We start from the raw sequence: 22,529 nt of genomic DNA, 5'->3' as shown, positions 1-22,529 counted from the left end.
GGTGCCAGGAGAGTCTAGGCGATGAACGTCCGCGTTGACACGGCACCGGGCGTCACCTGCGGGCACGCGACCTCGGTACGTCCCTATACTGGCAGGTGCTTGCCAGTTGCACGTCTGCTCCGCGCTGGATTCCCGACACCGGAACGAACACCTCCCTGTCCTGATCTCCACATCGTTGTGAACGTGCGGCCGCAGCCGACGACGTCTCGGCAGGCGCATGTCCGCGCGGGTCCGCATCGACCCCGCGCAGTTCGCAACAAGAAGGGTCAACTTCCAGTGGCAGATCTGCAATGGGAATCCATCGACAACAAGGCCGTCGACACCGTCCGCGTGCTCGCGGCCGACGCCGTGGAGAAGGTCGGCAACGGCCACCCCGGCACGGCGATGAGCCTCGCGCCCGCCGCGTACCTCCTCTTCCAGAAGGTCATGCGTCGTGACCCGAGCGACAGCGAGTGGATCGGTCGCGACCGCTTCGTGCTCTCGGTGGGCCACAGCTCGCTGACCCAGTACGTGCAGTTCTACCTGGGCGGCTACGGCCTCGAGCTCGACGACCTCAAGGCGCTCCGCACCTGGGGCAGCAAGACCCCCGGCCACCCCGAGTACGGCCACACCGACGGCGTCGAGATCACGACCGGTCCCCTGGGCCAGGGCCTCGCCTCCGCCGTGGGCATGGCGTACGCCGCCCGCTTCGAGCGCGGCCTCTTCGACCCCGAGGCCGCCGTCGGCACCTCGCCGTTCGACCACTTCGTCTACGTCATCGCCGGTGACGGCGACCTGCAGGAGGGCGTCACCAGCGAGGCCTCCTCGCTCGCCGGCCACCAGCAGCTCGGCAACCTCGTCGTGATCTACGACAGCAACCAGATCTCCATCGAGGACGACACGAACATCGCCTTCACGGAGGACGTCCAGAAGCGCTACGAGGCCTACGACTGGCAGGTCCAGGTCGTCGACTGGAAGAAGACCGGCGAGTACGTCGAGGACGTCGCCGCCCTCTTCGAGGCGATCGAGGCCGCCAAGGCCGAGACGAGCAAGCCTTCGCTGATCGTCCTCAAGACCATCATCGGCTGGCCCTCGCCCAAGAAGCAGAACTCCGGCAAGATCCACGGCTCGGCGCTCGGCGCCGAGGAGCTCGCGGGCCTGAAGGAGGTCCTGGGCTTCGACCCGGAGAAGACCTTCGACGTCGACCCCGCCGTGCTCGAGCACACCCGCGGCGCCGTCGAGCGTGGCCAGGCGCAGCACGCCGAGTGGCGCACCTCCTTCGACGCGTGGGCCACGGCCAACCCCGAGAAGAAGGTCCTCCTCGACCGCGTCCTCACGGGCGAGCTGCCCGAGGGGCTCGACGAGGCCCTCCCGGTCTTCCCCGCCGACAAGGAGGTGTCGACGCGTGCCGCCTCCGGCAAGGTGATCAACGCCATCGCCGGCGTCGTCCCCGAGTTCTGGGGCGGCTCGGCCGACCTCGCCGAGTCGAACCTGACGACCATCGCGGGCGGCGGCTCGTTCGTCCCCACCGAGTGGTCCACCCACGAGTGGCAGGGCAACCCCTACGGCCGCGTCCTGCACTTCGGCATCCGCGAGCACGCCATGGGCTCGATCATGAACGGCATCGCCCTGCACGGCAACACGCGCGTGTTCGGCGGCACCTTCCTCATCTTCAGCGACTACATGCGCCCCGCCGTGCGTCTCGCCGCGCTGATGAAGTCGCCCGTCACCTACGTCTGGACCCACGACTCCGTGGCCCTCGGCGAGGACGGCCCGACCCACCAGCCGATCGAGCAGCTCGCCGCCCTCCGCGCGATCCCCGACTTCGACGTGGTCCGCCCCGCCGACGCCAACGAGACCGCGTGGGCCTGGAAGACCATCCTCGACCGCCACAGTGGCCCCGCCGGCCTGGCGCTGAGCCGTCAGAACCTGCCGGTCTTCGAGCGCGGCACCGGCGACGCGGAGGGCGAGACCTTCGCCTCCGCCGCCAACGTCGCCAAGGGCGCCTACGTGCTCGCCGAGGCCCCGGGCGGCACGCCCGACGTGATCCTCATCGCGACCGGCTCCGAGGTCCAGATCGCCGTCGAGGCCCGTGAGGTCCTCCGTGGCGAGGGCGTGAACGCCCGCGTCGTCTCGGCTCCGAGCCTCGAGTGGTTCGACGAGCAGGACGCCGCGTACAAGGAGGCCGTGCTCCCCGCGGCCGTCAAGGCCCGCGTCTCGATCGAGGCCGGTGTGGCCATGCCGTGGCGCGGCATCGTCGGCGACGCCGGTCGCAGCGTGTCGATCGAGCACTTCGGTGCCTCGGCCGACTACAAGACGCTCTACCGCGAGTTCGGCATCACCACCGAAGCCGCCGTCGCCGCCGCCAAGGACTCGCTGGCCGCTCTCTGAGCGCCGGCAGAAAAGAGAAGAACGACATGACCGATTCGAACACCGCACAGCTCTCCGCCGCCGGCGTCAGCATCTGGCTCGACGACCTCTCGCGTGAGCGCATCAACTCGGGCGGGCTGCAGAAGCTCATCGCCGAGCGCAACGTCGTGGGCGTCACGACCAACCCGACGATCTTCGCCTCGGCCCTCGCCAAGGGCGAGGCCTACGACGACCAGGTCGCCCTCCTCGCCAAGACCGGCGTCAGCGTGACCGACGCCGTCTTCGAGATCACGACGGACGACGTCACCCGCGCGAGCGACATCTTCCGCGAGATCTACGACACGACGAACGGCTTCGACGGCCGCGTGTCGATCGAGGTCGAGCCGGGCCTGGCCCACGACGCGAAGGGCACCGTCGACCAGGCGATCAAGCTCGCCGCCAAGGTCGGTCGCCCCAACGCGCTCATCAAGATCCCGGCGACCGTCGAGGGCCTCGAGGCCATCACCGCCGTCATCGCGCAGGGCATCAGCGTCAACGTCACGCTGATCTTCAGCCTCGAGCGCTACCGCGCCGTCATCAACGCCTACCTCACCGGTCTCGAGCAGGCCAAGGCCGCCGGCATCGACATCAGCGAGATCCACTCGGTGGCGTCCTTCTTCGTGTCGCGTGTCGACACCGAGATCGACAAGCGCCTCGACGCCGTCGGCACCGACGAGGCCACGGCCCTCAAGGGCAAGGCGGGCGTCGCGAACGCCCAGCTGGCCTACGAGGTGTACACCCAGGCCTTCGCGACCGAGCGTGCCGCGGGCCTGCTCGCCGCCGGCGCCAACAAGCAGCGTCCGCTCTGGGCGTCGACCGGCGTCAAGGACCCGGCCGTCCTCGACACCACCTACGTCGTCGAGCTCGTCGCGCAGGACGTCGTCAACACCATGCCGGAGAAGACGCTCGAGGCGACGTTCGACCACGGCGAGATCCGTGGCGACACGATCTCGTCGTCGTACGCCTCGGCGAACGAGGTCATGGACGCGATCGCGGCCCAGGGCGTCTCGTACGACGAGGTCACCGAGCTGCTCGAGAAGGAGGGCGTCGAGAAGTTCATCGTCTCCTGGAACGAGCTGCTCGACACCGTCAGCGCTGCCCTCGAGGCAGCCGTCCCGACGGCCGGCTCCGCCGAGTGACCATCTCGATCGCTGTCCGCGGCGACGCCGCGGCCGCGGTCGAGCGGGTCGTCCCGCAGCTGGTCGGCGACCTCGTCGCCTCGGGCATCACGGCTCAGGTCCCCACCCTGTGGGGGCCCGAGGCGGAGCCCGAGGCGGCGCGGCGCCTCGGCTGGACCGAGGCCGTCGCCGTCTCGACGCCGCTCCTGGCCGAGATCGAGTCGCTCCGTGAGGAGCTCCGCGCTCGTGGTCTCGACCATGTCGTCCTCTCGGGCATGGGTGGCTCCTCCCTCGCTCCCGAGGTGATCGCCCGGACCGCGGGCGTCGAGCTCACGGTGGTCGACGCCACGGAACCGGGGCAGGTACGACGGGCCCTGGGCGATCGTCTCGACCGCACCGTCCTCGTGGTGTCGTCGAAGTCCGGCTCGACGGTGGAGACCGACGCGCACCTCCGTGCCTGGACCGCCGCGTTCGACGCGGCAGGCCTCGACGCGACGGAACGCATCGTCGTCGTCACCGACCCGGGGTCTCCCCTGGAGGCCCGGGCCCGCGAGGCCGGGCACCGCGTGTTCCTGGCCGACCCCACGGTGGGCGGTCGCTTCTCCGCCCTCACGGCCTTCGGCCTCGTCCCGGCCGGTCTCGCCGGCGCCGACGTCCGGTCGCTGCTGTCCGAGGCCGGTGCGGTCTCGGTCGAGCTGGCGCAGGACGACGAGACCAACCCGGGCCTCGTACTCGGCGCGGTGCTCGCCGGCACCTCTCCCCTCCGCGACAAGATCGCGCTTGTCGCCGACGGGACGCACATCGTCGGGCTCGCCGACTGGGCCGAGCAGCTCCTCGCCGAGTCGACGGGCAAGCGCGGTCGCGGCCTCCTCCCCGTCGTCGTCGGCCCTGGTGGTCGCGAGGTCCGGGGCGACCTCGCCGACGTCCAGATCATCCGCCTCGTGGCGGACGAGCTGGAGACCTTCGACGTGGCCGAGGGCGAGGTCGAAGTCTCCGCGTCGCTGGGCGGCCACTTCCTGCTCTGGCAGTACGCCGTCGCCGTCGCGGGTCGTCTCCTGGGCATCGACCCCTTCGACCAGCCCGACGTCGAGTCGGCGAAGGAGGCCACCCGGGAGCTGCTCACCGCTCGGCCCGAGACCGTGCCCCCCGCGTTCGTCTCGGGCGGGGTCGCCGTGCGTGCCTCGTCGGGGCTCGTCGTCGGTGGCTCGCTCGAGTCCGCCGTCGCCGCCCTGCTCGCGGAGCTGCCGGCGGACGGCTACGTCGCGATCCAGGCCTACGTCGACCGCCACGCGCACGCTGACCTGCTCGCGCTCCGCGAGTGGACCGCCGAGCGCGCCGAGCGGCCGACGACCTTCGGCTGGGGGCCCCGCTTCCTCCACTCGACGGGCCAGTACCACAAGGGCGGTCCGGCGACGGGGGTCTTCCTCCAGATCGTCCAGGGCACCGAGGACGACCTCGCCGTGCCCGGCGCGCCCTTCACCTTCGGCGAGCTCCTCCACGCGCAGGCGGCGGGGGACGCGGAGGTGTTGGCCGCCCACGGACGGCCGGTGCTCACCCTCACGGTCGACGACCCGTCGGCCCTGCTCCCCGCGCTGCGGGGCGCCCTCCGCTGACGGTGGGCGGGCGCCGCGGCGCCCGCCCACCGTCAGCGGCACGCACACCACGATCACCAAGGAACGAGAGACAGATGTCACCGGTGGAGATCACGCCGGAGTCCAACCCGCTGAGGTTGCCCTCCGACCGCCGTCTGGCTCGCATCGCGGGCCCCAGCGGACTCATCATCTTCGGGGTCACGGGAGACCTCTCCCGCAAGAAGCTGATGCCCGCCGTCTACGACCTCGCCAACCGGGGCCTCCTGCCCCCGGGCTTCGCGCTGGTCGGCTTCGCCCGTCGCGAATGGGAGGGCCAGGACTTCGAGCAGGTCGTCTACGAGGCTGTGAAGCAGTACGCGCGCACCCCCTTCGACGAGGACGTCTGGCGTCAGCTCAAGGAGGGGTTCCGCTTCGTCCAGGGCGTCTTCGACGACGCCGAGGCCTTCACGCGGCTCAAGGACACCATCGAGGAGCTCGACCGTGAGCGGGGCACGATGGGCAACCACGCGTTCTACCTGTCGATCCCGCCCAAGGCCTTCCCGATGGTCACGGAGCAGCTGCGCAACTCCGGCCTGGCGGAGGAGAAGGACGGTGCCTGGCGCCGTGTCGTCATCGAGAAGCCCTTCGGCAGCGACCTCAGGACCGCCCGCGAGCTGAACGCCGTCGTCGAGAGCGTCTTCGACCCCGACTCGGTCTTCAGGATCGACCACTACCTGGGCAAGGAGACGGTGCAGAACCTCCTGACCCTGCGCTTCGCCAACCAGATGTACGAGCCCCTCTGGAACTCGAACTACGTCGACCACGTGCAGATCACCATGGCCGAGGACATCGGCGTCGGCGGTCGGGCCGGCTACTACGACGGCATCGGCGCCGCGCGCGACGTCATCCAGAACCACCTCCTGCAGCTCCTCGCGCTCACCGCGATGGAGGAGCCCGTCACGTTCGAGGCCTCGCACCTCCGTGCCGAGAAGGAGAAGGTCCTCTCGGCCGTCCGCATCCCGGAGGACATCGCGGCCGGCACAGCGCGGGGCCAGTACTCCGGCGGATGGCAGGGCGGTGAGAAGGTCCTCGGCTTCCTCGACGAGGAGGGCATGAACCCCGAGAGCGTCACCGAGACCTTCGCGGCGGTCAAGCTCGAGATCGCGACCCGGCGGTGGGCGGGCGTGCCGTTCTACCTCCGGGCCGGGAAGCGCCTCGGCCGTCGCGTCACCGAGATCGCCGTCGTCTTCAAGCAGGTCCCCGAGAACATCTTCGGGACGCAGACCTCGCTCGGCCAGAACGCCCTCGTCATCCGCGTCCAGCCCGACGAGGGAGTGACCCTCCGCTTCGGCTCGAAGGTGCCCGGCATCGGGACCCAGGTGCGCGACGTCACGATGGACTTCGGCTACGGCCACGCGTTCACCGAGGCGAGCCCCGAAGCGTACGAGCGACTCATCCTCGACGTGCTGCTCGGCGATCCCCCGCTCTTCCCCCGTCACGAGGAGGTCGAGCTCTCCTGGCGCATCCTCGACCCGATCGAGGAGTTCTGGGCGACCCAGGGCCAGCCCGAGCAGTACCGCCCCGGCACCTGGGGCCCCCAGTCCGCCGATGACCTGATGGCCCGTGACGGCCGAACCTGGAGGCGTCCGTGATCGTCGACCTGCCCGACAGCACCATCAGCCGCGTCCAGAAGAAGCTGGTCAAGATCCGCGAGGAGGGCGGTGCGGTCGCTCTCGGCCGTGTGCTGACCCTCATCATCTCGACCCACCTCGGCGAGGAGGAAGAGGCCATCGAGGCGGCCAACGAGGCCTCCCGCGAGCACCCGATGCGCGTCATCGTCATCTCCACGTCCCGCGAGGAGACCACCGACGACGCGCGCCTCGACGCGCAGATCCGCGTGGGCGGCGACGCCGGGGCCAGCGAGGTCATCCTCCTGCGCGCCTACGGCGACACCGCGAGCGACGAGGAGGGCCTCGTGACGGGCCTCCTCCTGCCCGACGCGCCCGTCGTGGTGTGGTGGCCCCGTGAGCACCCGGACGTCGTGTCGGAGTCGGCGCTGGGGCGCATCGCGCAGCGGCGCATCACCGACGCGGCCAGCCAGCCCGACCCTCGACGGTCGATCATCGACCTCGGCGGCTCCTACGCCCCCGGCGACACGGACTTCGCCTGGACGCGGCTCACGCTGTGGCGCGCTCAGCTCGCCGCCGTGCTGGACCAGCCGCCCTACGAGCCCGTCATCGGAGTCCAGGTGAGCGGCGCGCCCGACTCCCCCTCGACCGTGCTGCTCGCGGCGTGGCTGCGCCTGCAGCTCCAGGTGACCGTCGAGGGCGACGAGACGATCGGCGCCACCGGCTCGAGCGGCATCCACGGCGTGCGTCTCGTCCGCGACTCCGGCGTCATCGAGCTGGAGCGCTCCGTCGTCGACGTGGCGACGCTGACACAGCCCGGCCAGCCGACGCACGACCTCTCGCTGCCACGCCGGTCGCTCCGTGACTGCCTCGCCGAGGAACTCCGTAGACTCGACGCCGACGACCTCTTCGGGAACGTCGTGAGGAACGGGGTCCGTCTGCTGGACGTCCCCGTCGAGAGCAACTAGGGCAGACTGACACTGTGACGAACGAACGCCGGGTGCTGGTTCACCCTGACAAGGAATCGCTGGGCGCCTCGGTGGCCGCGCGGTTCATCACCAAGATCATCGACGTGATCGAAGAGCAGAACTACGCCTCGGTCGTGGTCAGCGGAGGTTCGGTGAGCACCCTCGTGCTCGCCGCCATCAACGCGTCGCCGGCCCGCGACAGCGTCGACTGGTCGAAGGTCTCGATCTGGTGGGCCGACGAGCGGTGGGTCGAGGCGGGGCACCCCGACCGCAACGACCACCAGGCCGGCATCGACCTGCTCGACCACATCGGGCTGCTGCCCGAGAACGTGCACCGGTTCGCCGCCGTCGGCGACGCAGCCGACGTCGAGGCCGCCGCGGAGCTGTACCGCCGAGAGCTGCACGAGCACGCTCAGGCTGACGACCTCGCTCCGCGCTTCGACATCACCCTGCTCGGCGTCGGCCCCGACGGCCACGTCGCGTCGCTCTTCCCCGACGCACCCCAGGTGCGGATGACGGAGCCCACGGTCCTGGTCGTCGAGGATTCCCCCAAGCCCCCGCCCGTGCGGCTCACGCTGAGCCTGCCGGTCATCAACGAGTCGCAGCGCGTCTGGATGATCCTCGCCGGGGCCGAGAAGGCCTCGTCGCTGGGGCTCGCCCTCGCCGGCGCCGGCGCAGACCAGGTGCCCGTCGCCGGGGTCAAGGGCCGGAAGCGCACGGTCTTCTTCGTCGACCGCGACGCCGCCGCCGAGGTGCCCGAGAACCTCATCGCCTCCACGTACTGACACGGAACACGGCCGACGCCCCGTCCCTCCTCGCGGGGGGCGGGGCGTCGTCGCGTCCGCTCCTCGTCGGGGCGTGGCGCCCGCCGCCGGGGAGGCGCGGACCACGACGAAGCCCCCTGTCCGACCGGACAGGGGGCTTCGTCGTGGTATCGCTGGTGGGTCAGGCCTTGCCGCGGCGGACGCGCAGCTGCTGCAGCGCCTCCTCGAGGAGCTGAGCGGCTTCCTCCTCGGTGCGACGCTCCTTCACGTAGGCGAGGTGCGTCTTGTAGGGCTCGAGCTTGGCGACGGTCGGCGGGTTCTCCTTGTCGCGACCGGCGGGGAGGCCCGTGGACGGCGAGTCGACGGTCTCGGGGATCTCGTCGTCGGGCACGTTGGCCGCGAAGTGACGGACGACCTCGTTGCCGAGGGCGTCCCAGTAGGAGATGGTGACTCGCTCGGCGTGGAAGCCGCGGTCCTGTTCGCCCATGGGGCCCGCACCGACGCGGGAGCCACGGATCGCGCTGCCGCCGGAGGCCATCAGCTCACCGCCGAGAACTTGGTGATGAGGCCGAGGACGACGATGCAGGTGATCCACACCAGGCCGAGGAACACGGTGATCCTGTTCAGGTTGCGCTCGGCGACGCCGGACGCCCCGAGGTTGCTCGTGACACCGCCGCCGAACATGTCGGAGAGACCGCCGCCGCGACCGCGGTGCAGCAGGATGAGCAGGGTCAGCAGGAGGCTCGTGATGCCGAGCAACACCTGCAGGATGACCTGGAGAATTTCCACGGAACGCCTTTCGATGCGGTGAGACCGTAGACGAGTATAACCGGAGCGTCGGGTCCGGCGGCTCGCCCGCGCGGGCGGGCTGCCGAACCCGACGTCCCGTCAGACGCCGACGTGCGAGCGGAAGCGGACGATGCTCGTGAACTCCGAGACGTCGAGGCTGGCTCCGCCGACCAGGGCGCCGTCGACGTCGGGCTCCCGCAGGAACGACGCGATGTTGGTCGACTTCACGGAGCCGCCGTAGAGGACGCGCGTCGAGGCGGCCCGGTCGGGGCCGGCGATCTCGACGAGCGCCTGGCGCAGGGCGGCGCAGACCTGCTGCGCCTGCTCGGGCGTCGCAGCCTGACCGGAGCCGATGGCCCAGACCGGCTCGTAGGCGACGACGATCTCGGCGTCGGCGGGGACCTCCGCCAGAGAGGCGCGGAGCTGGGCCACGGGGACCGCGCTCGGACCGTGCTCCTCCAGGTCGGCCGCGGTCTCGCCGACGCAGATCATCGGCACGAGGCCGTGGCGGTGGGCCGCCGCGACCTTGCTCGCGACGACGTCGTCGCCCTCGGCGTGGAGGGTGCGACGCTCCGAGTGCCCCACGAGCACGTACTGCACGTCGAGGGCCCGCAGGAACGCCCCGGAGATCTCGCCGGTGTAGGCGCCGGAGTCGTGGCTCGAGAGGTCCTGGGCGCCGAGGCCCAGCTCGAGCTTGTCGGCGTCGAGCAGCGTCTGCACGCTGCGGAGGTCTGTCGCGGGCGGGAAGACGACCGCCTCGACCGAGGAGAAGTCGTGCTTGGCGTCCTTGAGGCTCCAGGCGAGCTTCTGGACGAAGGCGATCGCCTGCAGGTGATCGAGGTTCATCTTCCAGTTGCCGGCGATGAGGGGCGTGCGCGTGGTCACCATCCGAGGACCTCCAGTCCGGGGAGCTTCTTGCCCTCGAGGAACTCGAGGCTGGCTCCACCACCGGTGGAGATGTGTCCGAACTGGTCGTCCGTGAAGCCGAGGGAGCGCACCGCGGAGGCGGAGTCGCCTCCGCCGACGACGGCCAGCCCGTCCACCTCCGTCAGCGCCTGCGCGACGACGCGGGTGCCCGTGGCGAAGGCGTCGAACTCGAAGACGCCCATGGGGCCGTTCCAGAAGACCGTCGACGACGAGGAGATGATCTCCGCGAAGGCCGCCGCGGTGTCGGGCCCGATGTCGAGCCCGAGGGCCTCCGGGCCGAGCTCGGACGACTCGATGCCGTCCACGGCGACCGTGGTGTGCTCGGCGTCGGCGGCGAAGGCCGAGGCGACGACGACGTCGGTGGGCAGCACGAGGCGGACCCCGCGCTCCTGCGCCTCGGCGACGTAGCCGCGGACGCGGTCGAGCTGGTCGGCCTCCAGGAGGCTCTTGCCGACCGGGTGCCCCTGGGCGGCCAGGAAGGTGAAGAGCATGCCTCCACCGATGAGGAGCGAGTCGACGCGGGGCAGGAGGTGCTCGATCACGCCGAGCTTGTCGCTGACCTTCGAGCCTCCGAGGACGACGGCGTAGGGGCGTTCGGGCTTCTCGGTCAGGCGCTCCAGGACCTCGAGCTCGGCGGAGATGAGCGTGCCCGCGGCGCTCGGCAGCAGCTGCGGGAGCTCGTAGACGCTGGCCTGCTCGCGGTGCACGACGCCGAAGCCGTCGGAGACGAAGACGTCGCCCAGCTGAGCGAGCTGCTCCGCGAACGCGCGGCGCTCCCCCGCGTCCTTCGACGTCTCGGCGGCGCTGAAGCGGAGGTTCTCGAGGACGGTCACCTGACCGTCCTCGAGCTGGTCGACCGCGGCGGTGGCGTCGTCGCCGACCGTCTGGGCGACGAAGCCGACGCTCTTGCCGAGCAGCTCGCTGAGCCGCTGGGCCACGGGCCGGAGGCTGTACTTCTCGACCGGCTGACCGTCGGGTCGGCCCAGGTGGGAGATGACGACGACTCGTGCTCCCTGGTCGAGGAGCTGGTTCAGGGTCTGCAGCGACGCGCGGACGCGGCCGTCGTCGGTGATCTCGCCGTCCGCGAGGGGGACGTTGAGGTCGCACCGGACGATGACGCGCCTCCCGCCCAGGTCTCCGAGCTGATCGAGGGTACGGAGGGTCATTCTCGTTCTCTTCTCTGCGACGGAGGCGGTCAGGCTCGTGCCTGACCGCCTCCGGGGGGTTCGTGCTGGGGGTGTTCGCTGACCGGCTAGAGGCGGTCGGCCACGTACTCGGTGAGGTCGACGAGGCGGTTCGAGTAGCCCCACTCGTTGTCGTACCACGACGTGATCTTCACCATGTTGCCGATGACCTTCGTCAGGCCCGAGTCGTAGATCGACGAGTGCGGGTCGGTGGTGATGTCGCTGGAGACCAGCGGGTCCTCCGAGTAGGCCAGGATGCCCTTCAGCTCGCCCTCGGCAGCGGCCTTGTAGGCGGCGTTGATCTGCTCGACCGTGACGGGGGTCGAGGTCTCGAGGGTGACGTCGGTGATCGAGCCGGTCGGCACCGGGACCCGCAGCGCGTAGCCGTCGAGCTTGCCGGCGAGCTCGGGGATGACCAGGCCGATGGCCTTGGCCGCACCCGTCGAGGTGGGGACGATGTTGACGGCCGCGGCGCGGGCGCGACGCGGGTCCTTGTGGGGGCCGTCCTGGAGGTTCTGGTCGGCGGTGTACGCGTGCACAGTCGTCATCAGGCCGCGCTCGACGCCGAAGTTGTCGAGGAACACCTTCATCAGCGGCGCCAGGCTGTTCGTGGTGCAGGAGGCGTTCGAGATGATGTGGTGCGAGGCGGGGTCGTAGATGCCCTCGTTGACGCCCAGCACGATGGTCGCGTCGTCGCCCGTGGCGGGCGCGGAGATCAGGACCTTCTTGGCACCGGCGGTGATGTGCTTGCGCGCGTCTTCTGCCTTGGTGAAGAAACCGGTCGACTCGATGACGATGTCGACGCCCAGCTCGCCCCAGGGGAGGTTCGCGGGGTCGCGCTCGGCGAGGACCTTGATCGGCTTGCCGTCGACGACGATCGAGTCGCCGTCGAGCTCGACCGTGGCGTCGAGGCGGCCCGTGATCGAGTCGAACTTGAGGAGGTGCGCGAGGGCCGCGTTGTCGGTGAGGTCGTTGACGGCGACGATCTCGATGTCGGCGCCCTTGGCGAGCGCTGCGCGGAAGTAGTTGCGGCCGATGCGACCGAAGCCGTTGATGCCGATCTTGACGGTCAAGGGAACTCCTGTTGATCAGGCGTCACGGGGACGCGTGGAGGGGGCGGGCGACCAGGCCCTCGGAGGGCTCTCAGACCAGTGCGGTCGGGGAGCCGGACCGTTTGTCACAGTACCAGCCGGGGGTGCGTGTGCGTCGTGATGAGACGTGCCCCGGCCGTGCCCCTAGCGGAGGTCGAGGTCGGAGGGCAGGCTGGCCTCCGTGCCGGCGACCCCGAGGTCGGAGGCCTTCTTGTCGGCCATGGCCAGGAGGCGACGGATGCGGCCGGCGACGGCGTCCTTCGTCATCGGCGGGTCGGCGTGGTGGCCGAGCTCGTCGAGGCTGGCGTCGCGGTGGGCGAGGCGCAGGCGGCCCGCGTAGGCGAGGTGCTCGGGGATGTCGTCGCCGAGGAGCTGCATGGCGCGCTCAACACGGGCGCAGGCGGCCACGGCGGCCTCGGCGGAGCGCCGCAGGTTGGCGTCGTCGAAGTTGACCAGGCGGTTGGCGGTGGCACGCACCTCGCGGCGCTGGCGCATCTCCTCCCACTCCCCCACGCTCTTGTGGGCTCCCATGACGGCGAGCATGGCGCTGATCGCCTCGCCGTCACGGACGAGGACGCGGTGCACCCCCCGGACCTCGCGGGCCTTCGCGGGCACGCCGAGCCGACCCGCCGCGCCGACGAGGGCCATCGCGGCCTCGTTGCCGGGGCAGACCACCTCGAGCGAGGCGGAGCGCCCGGGGTCGGTCAACGACCCCTGGGCGAGGAAGGCTCCGCGCCAGATCGCGGCCAGGTCGTCGCGCGACCCCGTCGTCAGCCGGTTCGGCAGCCCGCGGACGGGACGACGACGCTGGTCCATCAGGCCGGTCTGCCGGGCGAGCGTCTCGCCCGCCTCGTGGACGCGCACGAGGTAGTGCGCCGTGCGCCGGGCACCGGAGGCCCCGATCATCGAGACGTCGCTCCGGGCGCCGTAGAGCTCGGCGAGGTCCTTGCGGACCCGACGGGCGATGGCAGGGCTGTCGAGCTCGGCCTCCACCGCGATGCGCCCCGAGATGACGTGCAGCCCGCCGGCGAACCGCAGGATCGTCGCCACCTCGGCGGCGCGCACGGTCGTGCGGGTCACCTCGACCTTGGCGAGCTCTTCTTTGACGTCGGCGGTCTGTGCCACAGGTGCGGGTCCTTGTCTCTGTCGATGGTCGACGAGGCCACGGGGGCGTGCCTCCGGGGCTCGGTCGTCGAGGGGTGTCGGGCTGGTGGCGACGCCGTCAGGTCGGACGGACGGCCGGTGCCCGTCGGTGCGGACGCCGGCTCACTCACGACCGAGGTCGCGGTGCTTCACGCTGACGGCGACGCCGGGGAGGTCACGCAGGATCGCAGCCAGTTCGCCCACGAGGGTGACCGATCGGTGCTTGCCGCCCGTGCAGCCAATGGCGATCGTAGCGTGTCTCTTGTTCTCGCGCTGATAGCCGGCGAGCACCGGGCGGAGGGCCGCCGCGAAGGAGTCGACGAACTCGCGGGCGCCGTCCTGCGCCATCACGTAGCTCGTGACCGGCTCGTCGAGACCGTTCTGCGAGCGGAGCTCGGGCACCCAGAACGGGTTGGGGAGGAATCGCGCGTCGCCCACGCTGTCGGCGTCCGCGGGCAGGCCGTACTTGAAGCCGAAGCTGAGGACGGTCACCTGCACGCCGGGTCGCTCGGACTCGGCGAAGCGCTCCGTCACGGCCGTCGCGAGCTGGTGGATGTTGAGCTCGGACGTGTCGATGATCACGTCGCTCGTCTCCCGCAGCTCCTCCATCCGGGCCCGCTCGGCGAGGATCCCGTCCAGCAGCGTGCCGTCGCCCTGGAGCGGGTGCGGCCGGCGGACCTGCTCGAACCGACGCACGAGCACGGCGTCGGTCGCGTCGAGGAAGAGGACCCGCACCTTGCTGGGCATGCTCTCGCGGAGCGTGCGCACCGCCTCCTGGGCCTCGGAGAAGAGGCGCCCGCCCCGGACGTCGACGACGGCGGCGATCTTCGGGAGGGAGTCCCCCGCACGCTCGGCGAGGTCGAGCAGCGGTCGGAGCATCTGGGCGGGCAGGTTGTCGACGACGTACCAGCCCAGGTCCTCCAGGGCGTTGCCGACGGTCGAGCGACCGGCCCCGGACATGCCGGAGACGATGAGGACCTCTTGCTGTTCTGACGCGTCGCTCATGGGGAGGTGACCTTCGATCGTGTCGGCACGGGGTGGGTGTGATCCTAGACGGCCGAGGTGGCCTGGTCCGGCTCGGGGCGTGCCTCGTCGGCCTCGGCGACCTCGGCGTCGCTCGTCGACCCGAGCCGCGCGACGACGGCCGCCGCGAGGGTCGGACCGATCCCCCGGATGGACGAGATCTCGTCCACGTCGGCCTGCTTGAGTCGCTTGACGGAGCCGAAGTGCTTGAGCAGCCCCGCCACGCGGGCGGGCCCGAGGCCGGGGATCTCCGCGAGCTGCGTCGCAACATCGCGCTTCCGGCGCTGGCGCTGGAACGTGATGGCGAACCGGTGCGCCTCGTCTCGGATGCGCTGGATGAGGAACAGGGCGTCGGAGTTGCGGGGCAGGATGACGGGGAAGTCGTCGTCGGGCAGCCAGATCTCCTCGAGCCGCTTCGCGATGCCGCAGAGGGCGATGTCGGTCACGCCGGCGTCGTCCAGGGCACGGCGAGCGGCGGCCACCTGGGGCTGGCCACCGTCGACGATGAGGAGGTTCGGACGGTAGGCGAAGCGCTTGCGCTGCTCGCCGACCTCCTCCACCGGGGCGAGCTCGTCGTCGAGGCGGGCCAGCCGGCGGCTGAGCGTCTGGTAGATCGACTCGGTGTCGTCGGTGGACTGCGGGATGCTGAAGCGGCGGTACTGGTCCTTCCGCGGGAGGCCGTCCTCGAAGACCACCATCGACGCGACGATGTTGGTGCCCGAGAGGTGCGAGACGTCGTAGCACTCCATCCGCAGCGGCGCCTCGGTCATGCCCAGCGCCTCCTGGATGTCCGCCAGGGCGGTCGACCTCGTGGCGAAGTCGGCGCTCCGTCGCGTCTTGTACAGCATCAGCGACTGCTGCGCGTTGAGCATGGCCGTCTGCATGAGCGCGGCCTTCTCCCCCCGCTGGGCCGACCGCACCTGCACGCGCCCTCGGCCTCGGACGTCGCCGAGCACGGCCTCGAGGGCCTCGACGTCGTCGGGCACGGCGCTGACGACGATCTCGCGGGGCACCTCGGCCCCGGCCGGGTAGCTGCCTTGGAGGACCTGCTCGACGAGGTCGCCGGAGGAGATGTCGATCTCCTTGTCGACGACCCAGCCCCGCGAGCCCCGGATGCGGCCGCCGCGGACGGTGAAGAGCTGGACGGCGGCGGCGAGCTCGTCCTCTGCCAGGGCGTACAGGTCGAGGTCGGCGGAGTCGCGGAGAACGACGGCGGACTTGTCGAGCACGGCCTCGAGGGCCTGCACCTGGTCGCGGTACCGGGCGGCGTCCTCGTAGCGCTGCTCGAGGGCCGCGGTCTTCATGGCCTTCTGCTTGTCGGCGATGACGCGCTTGTCGTAGCTGCCCATGAACTTGACGAACTCGTCGACGATGACGCGGTGCTCCTCGATCGAGACCCGGTGCGAGCACGGCCCGCCGCAGCGCCCGATCTGGCCCGGGAAGCAGGGCTTGCCGGTCTGCATCGCCTTCTTGTAGCTGCTGTCGGAGCAGGTGCGGATCGGGAAGACCTTGATCATCTGGTCGATGGTGTCGTGGACGGCCCAGATCTTGGGGTAGGGGCCGAAGTACTTCGCGCCCCTGATCTTGGGGTTGCGCGTCACCATGACCCGCGGCGCCTCGTCGCCCAGGGTCACCGCCATGAACGGGTACGTCTTGTCGTCGCGGAACTTGACGTTGAAGGGCGGGTCGAACTCCTTGATCCACGTGTACTCGAGCTGCAGCGCCTCGATGTCGCTGCCGACGACCGTCCACTCCACCGACCGCGCGGTGAGCACCATGCGCCGGGTGCGCTCGTGCAGGGTCGGCAGCGGAGCGAAGTAGTTGCTGAGACGAGCACGGAGGTTCTTGGCCTTGCCCACGTACAGGACGCGGCCGCGCTCGTCCCGCCACCGGTAGACCCCGGGGTCGGTCGGGATCTCGCCCGCCGGGGGGCGCCAGGAGACGGTGTTGCTCATCGGGCCTCGACGGCCTCCCGGCGACGTGCGGCCGCTCCCTGGCGCCGCTTGGCGGCGGCGGGGCCGGGTGCGGCGTGGCCCTGCTCGAGGATCTCGGCGAGGAACACCCCCGTGTGGCTCTCCGGCACCGTCGCGAGGTGCTCCGGCGTGCCGGTGGCCAGCACGGAGCCGCCGCCCGCCCCGCCCTCGGGGCCCATGTCGATGAGCCAGTCGGCCGACTTGATCACGTCGAGGTTGTGCTCGATCGTGATGACGGTGTTGCCCTTCTCGACCAGGCCGTTGAGCACGAGGAGCAGCTTGCGGACGTCCTCGAAGTGGAGGCCGGTCGTCGGCTCGTCGAGCACGTAGACGCTGCGGCCGTTGGAGCGCTTCTGCAGCTCGGTGGCGAGCTTCACGCGCTGCGCCTCGCCGCCGCTGAGGGTCGTCGCGCTCTGGCCGAGGCGGACGTAGCCGAGGCCGACGTCGACGAGGGTCTTCATGTAGCGCGAGATCGCCGAGATGGGCTCGAAGAAGACCGCCGCCTCGCTGATCGGCATGTCGAGCACCTCGGAGATGTTCTTGCCCTTGTAGTGGACGGCGAGCGTGTCGCGGTTGTAGCGGGCACCGCCGCAGACCTCGCACGCGACGTACACGTCGGGCAGGAAGTTCATCTCGATCTTGATCGTGCCGTCGCCGGCGCAGTTCTCGCAGCGGCCGCCCTTGACGTTGAAGCTGAAGCGGCCCGGCAGGTAGCCCCGCGTCTTGGCCTCGACCGTCTCGGCGAAGAGGTTGCGGATGCGGTCGAAGACGCCCGTGTAGGTGGCCGGGTTCGACCGGGGGGTGCGACCGATGGGCGCCTGGTCGACGTGCACGACCTTGTCGAGGGCCTCGAGGCCCGTGACCCGGAGGTGCTTGCCGGGGATCTGGCGGGCGCCGTTGAGCCTGTTGGCCATGACCTTGTAGAGGATGTCGTTGACGAGCGTCGACTTGCCGGAGCCGCTGACGCCGGTGACCGCGACGAACGCGCCGAGCGGGAACTCGACGGTCACGTTCTTAAGGTTGTTCGCCTTGGCGCCCACGACCGTGATGACCCGGTCGGGGTCGACGGGGCGACGGCTCGTCGGCGTCTCGATCGAGCGGCGGCCGGAGAGGTAGTCGCCGGTGTAGGACTCGCGGTTCTCGAGGAGGTCCTCGTAGCTGCCGGAGTGAACCACGTGGCCGCCGTTGACCCCGGCGCCCGGACCGATGTCGACCACCCAGTCGGCGGTCTTGATGGTGTCTTCGTCGTGCTCGACGACGATGAGCGTGTTGCCGAGGTCCTTCAGCTTGACGAGCGTGTCGATGAGCCGCCGGTTGTCGCGCTGGTGGAGGCCGATGCTGGGCTCGTCGAGGACGTAGAGCACGCCGGTGAGGCCTGAGCCGATCTGCGTCGCGAGCCGGATGCGCTGCGCCTCGCCGCCCGAGAGGGAGCCCGCCGAGCGGGCGAGGGAGAGGTACGTGAGGCCGACCTCGAGGAGGAACTCGAGCCGCACGCGGATCTCGCGGAGCACCTGGGCCGCGATCCGTGCCTCGCGCGGAGTCAGGGTGAGGCCGTTCATGAAGGCGAAGGCGTCGGCGAGGCTGAGGTCGGCGACGTCGGCGATGCTCTGGTCGGCCACGGTGACCGCCAGCACCTCCGGCTTGAGGCGCTTGCCGCCACAGACGGTGCACGGGATCTCGCGGAGGTACTCGGAGTAGCGCTGGCGCTGGCTGTCCGTCTCCGCCTCGGCGTACTTGCGCTCGATGTAGGGCATCACGCCCTCGAAGCCCGTCGAGTACTTCATCTCACGGCCGAAGCGGTTCTTCCACTTCACGGTGACCTCGAAGTCGTTGCCCTGGAGCACGGCCTCGCGGATGCGCTCGGGCAGGTCCTTCCAGGGCGTGCGCAGGCTGAAGTCGAGGTCGATCGCCAGGCCCTCGAGGAGCTTCTGGAAGTAGTTGTAGAGGCCCTTGCCCGAGTTGGTCCAGGGCAGGATGACGCCCTCGGCCAGGCTCAGCTCGGGGTCGCCCAGCACGAGGTCGGTGTCGACCGACATGCGGGTGCCGATGCCCGAGCACTCCGGGCAGGCCCCGAAGGGAGCGTTGAACGAGAAGGTGCGCGGCTCCACCTCGGTCAGCTGCACGGGGTGGCCGTTCGGGCAGGAGAGCTTCTCCGAGAAGGTGCGGTACTTGCCCGCCGCGCCCGCGTCGGTGTCGACGAAGTCGACCGTGACCAGGCCGTCGGTGAGGCGGAGGGCCGTCTCGAGCGAGTCGGTGAGGCGCGTCAGGCCCTCGGGCGAGGCGACGAGCCGGTCGACCACGACGGAGATGTCGTGCTTGACCTGCTTCTTGAGGGCGGGGGGCGCGGACAGCTGGACCTGCTCTCCGTCGACGATCGCGCGGGAGTAGCCCGCGGCCGCGAGCTCGGCGAAGAGGTCGACGAACTCGCCCTTCTTCTTCGAGACGACGGGGCTCAGGACCTGGAAGCGCGTGCCCGTCTCGAGGGTCATCAGCTGGTCGGCGATCTGCTGGACGGTCTGCCGGCTGATCTTCTCGCCGCAGACCGCGCAGTGCGCGATGCCGATCCGGGCCCAGAGCAGGCGCATGTAGTCGTAGATCTCGGTGATCGTGCCGACCGTGGACCTCGGGTTGCGGTTCGTCGACTTCTGGTCGATGGACACCGCGGGGCTGAGGCCCTCGATGAAGTCGACGTCGGGGCGGTCGACCTGGCCGAGGAACTGCCGGGCGTACGCCGAGAGGGACTCGACGTAGCGGCGCTGGCCCTCGGCGAAGATCGTGTCGAACGCGAGCGACGACTTGCCTGAGCCGGAGAGGCCGGTGAAGACCACGAGGCTGTCTCTCGGGATCTCGAGGTCGACGTTGTCGAGGTTGTGGACTCGGGCGCCGCGCACGCTGAGCACGGAGGAACCATCTACGGGAGAGATTGACACTCTTACCATTCTACGGAGACCACCGACACTGCCGGTCGGCCTGCTCCGTGGGAGGACGTGCCCTGCGTCACAGGGCGGGGTGGGTCTTGGTGAGGCCGGCGGAGACGGCCCAGAGCCGCTCGGCCGCCTGGGGGTCGCGGGCGTGCCGCTTCGCGGGGACCCTGGCCGGCGCCCCGGTCAGCTGGAACCAGCCGGCCGGACCCCAGTATTCCCCTCCGACGACGTCGGGGGCCGTGGCGGCGTGGACGAGCGGCTCGGCCCCCACCTCCTTGCCCTGCGAGAAGGTGTGCATCATGGAGGTGACCACGGCCGGCGGGCGGCGGGGCTCGACGACGGGCGGGCGGGGATCGCTGAGGCTCTCCCAGGCGAAGCCCGGGTGCGCCACGACGCTCGTGACGCTCGACCCCGCGGCACGGAGCCGACGGTCGAGCTCGAAGCCGAACGACATGACGGCGAGCTTCGACCGCGCGTAGGCCACGTAGCTCGAGTAGCTCGACACCATCATCGGGTCGTCGAGGTCGAGTCGCACCCACCGGTGGCTGATGCTGCCGAGGTGGACGACGCGGCCGGCCTGAGCTGCGTCGAGCGCGGGCATCAGGTGCGAGACGAGGGCGAAGTGGCCGAGGTGGTTCGTGCCGAACTGCAGCTCGAAGCCGTCGGCCGTCGTCTGGCGTCGCCGCTGGCCCACGACGCCCGCGTTGGCGAGCAGGACGTCCACGGGGCCGCCTGCGGCGAGGGCGTCCGCCCCCGAGCGCACGGAGGAGAGGTCGGCGAGGTCGAGGTCGACCGTCTCGACGTCCGCCCCCGCGACGCGCTCACGGACGGCGTCCGCCGCGCGGACGGCGCGTTCCGGGTCACGGGCGGCGAGGACGACCCGGTGCCCCTGGGCGGCCAGGCGCTCGGCGGCGAAGTAGCCCAGCCCCGCGGTCGCACCCGTGACGACGACTCGGAGGCGGTCAGCGGACATGGCCCGCCGCCTCCATCTGTCGCAGGTCCTTCTTGAGGTCGGCGACCTCGTCGCGGAGCCGCCCGGCCAGCTCGAACTTCAGCTCGGCCGCGGCCTGGAGCATCTGCTCGTTGAGGTCGGCGATGATCGACTCGATGCCGTTGGCCGCCGCCGCGCCCTTGCCCTCGCGCCTGAGGTTCGGGGTGGGAGACCGCTTCTTGCCGTCGCGCCCGGCGAGGAGGGCCGCCGTGTCGGCGCCCTCCCGAGCCAGCGCCGCCGTGATGTCCGCGATCTTCTTGCGGAGCGGCTGCGGGTCGATGCCGTGCTCGGTGTTGTAAGCGATCTGCTTGTCGCGACGTCGATCGGTCTCTTCGAGGGCCTGCTTCATGGAGGCGGTCATGACGTCGGCGTACATGTGCACCTGGCCGGAGACGTTGCGGGCTGCACGGCCGATGGTCTGGATCAGCGAGGTCGACGACCGGAGGAACCCCTCTTTGTCGGCGTCGAGGATCGCGACCAGGGAGACCTCGGGCAGGTCGAGCCCCTCACGGAGCAGGTTGATGCCGACGAGGACGTCGTAGACGCCCTGACGCAGCTCGGTGAGGAGCTCGACGCGACGCAGGGTGTCGACGTCGGAGTGGAGGTACCGGACCCGGACCCCGGCCTCGGTGAGGAAGTCGGTGAGCTCCTCTGCCATCTTCTTCGTCAGCGTGGTGACGAGGACGCGCTCGTCGCGCTCCGTCCGGGTGCGGATCTCCTCCAGGAGGTCGTCGATCTGGCCCTCGGACGGCTTGACGACGATCTCGGGGTCGATGAGGCCGGTCGGGCGGATGATCTGCTCGACGACGCTGTCGGTGATGCCGAGCTCGTACTTGCCCGGCGTCGCGGAGAGGTAGACCTTCTGGCCGACCCGGTCGAGGAACTCCTCGAACTTCAGGGGCCGGTTGTCGAGCGCGCTGGGCAGGCGGAAGCCGTGGTCGACCAGCGTGCGCTTGCGCGAGGCGTCGCCCTCGTACATGGCACCGATCTGCGGCACGGTGACGTGCGACTCGTCGATGACGACCAGGAGGTCGTCCGGGAAGTAGTCGAGGAGGCAGTGTGGCGCCTCCCCCGGACCGCGACCGTCGATGTGCGCAGAGTAGTTCTCGATGCCGTTGCAGAAGCCGATCTGCTCCATCATCTCGAGGTCGAACGTCGTCCGCATCCGCAGGCGCTGGGACTCGAGCAGCTTGCCCTGCTGGTCGAGCTCGGCGAGCCGACCCGCCAGCTCCTCCTTGATGGTGCCGATCGCTCGGTGCATGACGTCGGTGCCCGCGACGTAGTGCGAGCCGGGGAACACCGAGACGGCGTCGAGGGTCTTGACGACGTCACCGGTGAGCGGGTGCAGGGCGTACAGCGCCTCGATCTCGTCGCCGAACATCTCGATGCGGATGGCGAGCTCCTCGTACATCGGGATGATCTCGATGGTGTCGCCGCGCACGCGGAAGTTGCCCCGCGAGAAGTCGATGTCGTTGCGCTGGTACTGCATCGAGACGAAGCGGCGGATCAGCGTCTCACGGTCGATGCGCTGGCCCACCTGGAGCGCGATCATGGCCTCGAGGTAGCCCTCCGGGGTGCCGAGGCCGTAGATGCACGACACGGTGCTGACGACGATGACGTCGCGGCGGCTGAGCAGGGAGTTCGTGGTCGAGTGGCGGAGCCGCTCGACCTCGGCGTTGATCGAGCTGTCCTTCTCGATGAAGGTGTCGGTCTGCGGGACGTAGGCCTCGGGCTGGTAGTAGTCGTAGTACGAGACGAAGTACTCGACCGCGTTGTGCGGGAACATCTCGCGGAACTCGTTGGCGAGCTGGGCCGCGAGGGTCTTGTTGTGGGCGAGCACGAGCGTCGGACGCTGCACCTGCTCGACGAGCCACGCGGTGGTGGCGGACTTGCCCGTGCCGGTCGCGCCGAGCAGGACGACGTCGGTCTCACCGGCGTTGATGCGACCCGCCAGCTCGGCGATGGCCGCGGGCTGGTCGCCGCTCGGTTCGTACTCGCTGACGACCTCGAACGGGCGGACACTTCGGGTCGGTTCCATGCCTCCGAG

At 70.3% G+C, this 22,529-nt stretch carries 17 protein-coding genes; 6 read left to right on the top strand and 11 right to left on the bottom strand.

Annotated features, from left to right (window positions below; all coding sequences use genetic code 11):
- Nucleotides 1–276: 276 nt before the first annotated feature.
- The 6 genes from tkt (at nt 277) to pgl (ending at nt 8,458) form a co-directional block, all read left to right on the top strand.
- A complete protein-coding gene (gene tkt / locus IFT72_RS05140; protein ID WP_056054840.1) occupies nt 277–2,370 on the top strand; it encodes a transketolase in 2,094 nt (697 codons plus the stop codon).
- A 26-nt stretch (nt 2,371–2,396) separates the two neighbouring features.
- On the top strand, nt 2,397–3,527 hold the full coding sequence (gene tal / locus IFT72_RS05135) for a transaldolase (RefSeq protein ID WP_167259197.1): 1,131 nt from the start codon (nt 2,397–2,399) through the stop codon (nt 3,525–3,527).
- A complete protein-coding gene (locus IFT72_RS05130) occupies nt 3,524–5,119 on the top strand; it encodes a glucose-6-phosphate isomerase (protein WP_192045703.1) in 1,596 nt (531 codons plus the stop codon). Before tal ends, IFT72_RS05130 begins: the two co-directional genes overlap by 4 nt.
- A 74-nt stretch (nt 5,120–5,193) precedes the next feature.
- The gene (gene zwf / locus IFT72_RS05125) at nt 5,194–6,729 is read left to right on the top strand and encodes a glucose-6-phosphate dehydrogenase (protein ID WP_056054834.1); all 1,536 of its coding nucleotides are present in this window, start codon (nt 5,194–5,196) and stop codon (nt 6,727–6,729) included.
- Nucleotides 6,726–7,673: a glucose-6-phosphate dehydrogenase assembly protein OpcA gene (locus tag IFT72_RS05120; protein WP_056054831.1), complete on the top strand. Its 948-nt coding sequence runs from the start codon at nt 6,726–6,728 to the stop codon at nt 7,671–7,673. The genes zwf and IFT72_RS05120 overlap by 4 nt, the downstream gene beginning before the upstream one ends.
- 14 nt (nt 7,674–7,687) lie before the next feature.
- The gene (gene pgl, locus IFT72_RS05115; protein WP_056054829.1) at nt 7,688–8,458 is read left to right on the top strand and encodes a 6-phosphogluconolactonase; all 771 of its coding nucleotides are present in this window, start codon (nt 7,688–7,690) and stop codon (nt 8,456–8,458) included.
- A gap of 160 nt (nt 8,459–8,618) precedes the next feature.
- Here pgl and IFT72_RS05110 read toward each other — a convergent pair whose 3' ends face one another.
- The 11 genes from IFT72_RS05110 to uvrB form a co-directional block, all read right to left on the bottom strand.
- A complete protein-coding gene (locus IFT72_RS05110; RefSeq protein ID WP_056054826.1) occupies nt 8,619–8,975 on the bottom strand; it encodes an RNA polymerase-binding protein RbpA in 357 nt (118 codons plus the stop codon).
- Nucleotides 8,975–9,226 (bottom strand): preprotein translocase subunit SecG, encoded by a 252-nt coding sequence (secG, locus tag IFT72_RS05105; protein ID WP_056054823.1) that lies wholly within the window; start codon nt 9,224–9,226, stop codon nt 8,975–8,977. The genes IFT72_RS05110 and secG overlap by 1 nt, the downstream gene beginning before the upstream one ends.
- Before the next feature lie 99 nt (nt 9,227–9,325).
- A complete protein-coding gene (gene tpiA, locus IFT72_RS05100) occupies nt 9,326–10,114 on the bottom strand; it encodes a triose-phosphate isomerase (RefSeq protein ID WP_056054820.1) in 789 nt (262 codons plus the stop codon).
- Complete coding sequence (gene pgk / locus IFT72_RS05095) at nt 10,108–11,319, bottom strand: phosphoglycerate kinase (protein WP_056054818.1); 1,212 nt, start codon at nt 11,317–11,319, stop codon at nt 10,108–10,110. The genes tpiA and pgk overlap by 7 nt, the downstream gene beginning before the upstream one ends.
- Before the next feature lie 86 nt (nt 11,320–11,405).
- Complete coding sequence (gene gap / locus IFT72_RS05090) at nt 11,406–12,410, bottom strand: type I glyceraldehyde-3-phosphate dehydrogenase (RefSeq protein ID WP_056054816.1); 1,005 nt, start codon at nt 12,408–12,410, stop codon at nt 11,406–11,408.
- 162 nt (nt 12,411–12,572) lie between these two features.
- Nucleotides 12,573–13,553, bottom strand: coding sequence for a DNA-binding protein WhiA (gene whiA, locus IFT72_RS05085; protein ID WP_056054813.1), 981 nt, complete (start codon nt 13,551–13,553; stop codon nt 12,573–12,575).
- Nucleotides 13,554–13,694: 141 nt separating this feature from the next.
- On the bottom strand, nt 13,695–14,576 hold the full coding sequence (gene rapZ / locus IFT72_RS05080) for an RNase adapter RapZ (protein WP_056054810.1): 882 nt from the start codon (nt 14,574–14,576) through the stop codon (nt 13,695–13,697).
- A gap of 44 nt (nt 14,577–14,620) precedes the next feature.
- Complete coding sequence (gene uvrC, locus IFT72_RS05075) at nt 14,621–16,549, bottom strand: excinuclease ABC subunit UvrC (protein ID WP_192045702.1); 1,929 nt, start codon at nt 16,547–16,549, stop codon at nt 14,621–14,623.
- On the bottom strand, nt 16,546–19,506 hold the full coding sequence (gene uvrA / locus IFT72_RS05070) for an excinuclease ABC subunit UvrA (RefSeq protein ID WP_192045701.1): 2,961 nt from the start codon (nt 19,504–19,506) through the stop codon (nt 16,546–16,548). Before uvrA ends, uvrC begins: the two co-directional genes overlap by 4 nt.
- A gap of 58 nt (nt 19,507–19,564) precedes the next feature.
- Complete coding sequence (locus IFT72_RS05065; RefSeq protein ID WP_185232667.1) at nt 19,565–20,464, bottom strand: SDR family NAD(P)-dependent oxidoreductase; 900 nt, start codon at nt 20,462–20,464, stop codon at nt 19,565–19,567.
- Entirely contained in the window at nt 20,454–22,520 is a 2,067-nt protein-coding gene (gene uvrB, locus IFT72_RS05060) for an excinuclease ABC subunit UvrB (RefSeq protein WP_056054801.1), read from the bottom strand. The genes IFT72_RS05065 and uvrB overlap by 11 nt, the downstream gene beginning before the upstream one ends.
- Nucleotides 22,521–22,529 lie beyond the last annotated feature (9 nt).

This window comes from Frigoribacterium sp. CFBP 8754 (assembly GCF_014841815.1).
Classification (GTDB): Bacteria; Actinomycetota; Actinomycetes; order Actinomycetales; family Microbacteriaceae; genus Frigoribacterium; species Frigoribacterium endophyticum.
Note: the sequence above shows the minus strand (reverse complement) of the source record. Positions and strands in the feature narration are given on the sequence as shown.

Excerpts from the sequence above, each read along its gene's own strand:
- tal (WP_167259197.1), top strand. The coding sequence starts at position 2,397 with ATGACCGATTCGAACACCGCACAGCTCTCCGCCGCCGGCGTCAGCATC.
- zwf (WP_056054834.1), top strand. The coding sequence starts at position 5,194 with ATGTCACCGGTGGAGATCACGCCGGAGTCCAACCCGCTGAGGTTGCCC.
- IFT72_RS05110 (WP_056054826.1), bottom strand. The coding sequence starts at position 8,975 with ATGGCCTCCGGCGGCAGCGCGATCCGTGGCTCCCGCGTCGGTGCGGGC.
- tpiA (WP_056054820.1), bottom strand. The coding sequence starts at position 10,114 with ATGGTGACCACGCGCACGCCCCTCATCGCCGGCAACTGGAAGATGAAC.
- pgk (WP_056054818.1), bottom strand. The coding sequence starts at position 11,319 with ATGACCCTCCGTACCCTCGATCAGCTCGGAGACCTGGGCGGGAGGCGC.
- rapZ (WP_056054810.1), bottom strand. The coding sequence starts at position 14,576 with ATGAGCGACGCGTCAGAACAGCAAGAGGTCCTCATCGTCTCCGGCATG.
- uvrC (WP_192045702.1), bottom strand. The coding sequence starts at position 16,549 with ATGAGCAACACCGTCTCCTGGCGCCCCCCGGCGGGCGAGATCCCGACC.
- uvrA (WP_192045701.1), bottom strand. The coding sequence starts at position 19,506 with ATGGTAAGAGTGTCAATCTCTCCCGTAGATGGTTCCTCCGTGCTCAGC.
- IFT72_RS05065 (WP_185232667.1), bottom strand. The coding sequence starts at position 20,464 with ATGTCCGCTGACCGCCTCCGAGTCGTCGTCACGGGTGCGACCGCGGGG.
- uvrB (WP_056054801.1), bottom strand. The coding sequence starts at position 22,520 with ATGGAACCGACCCGAAGTGTCCGCCCGTTCGAGGTCGTCAGCGAGTAC.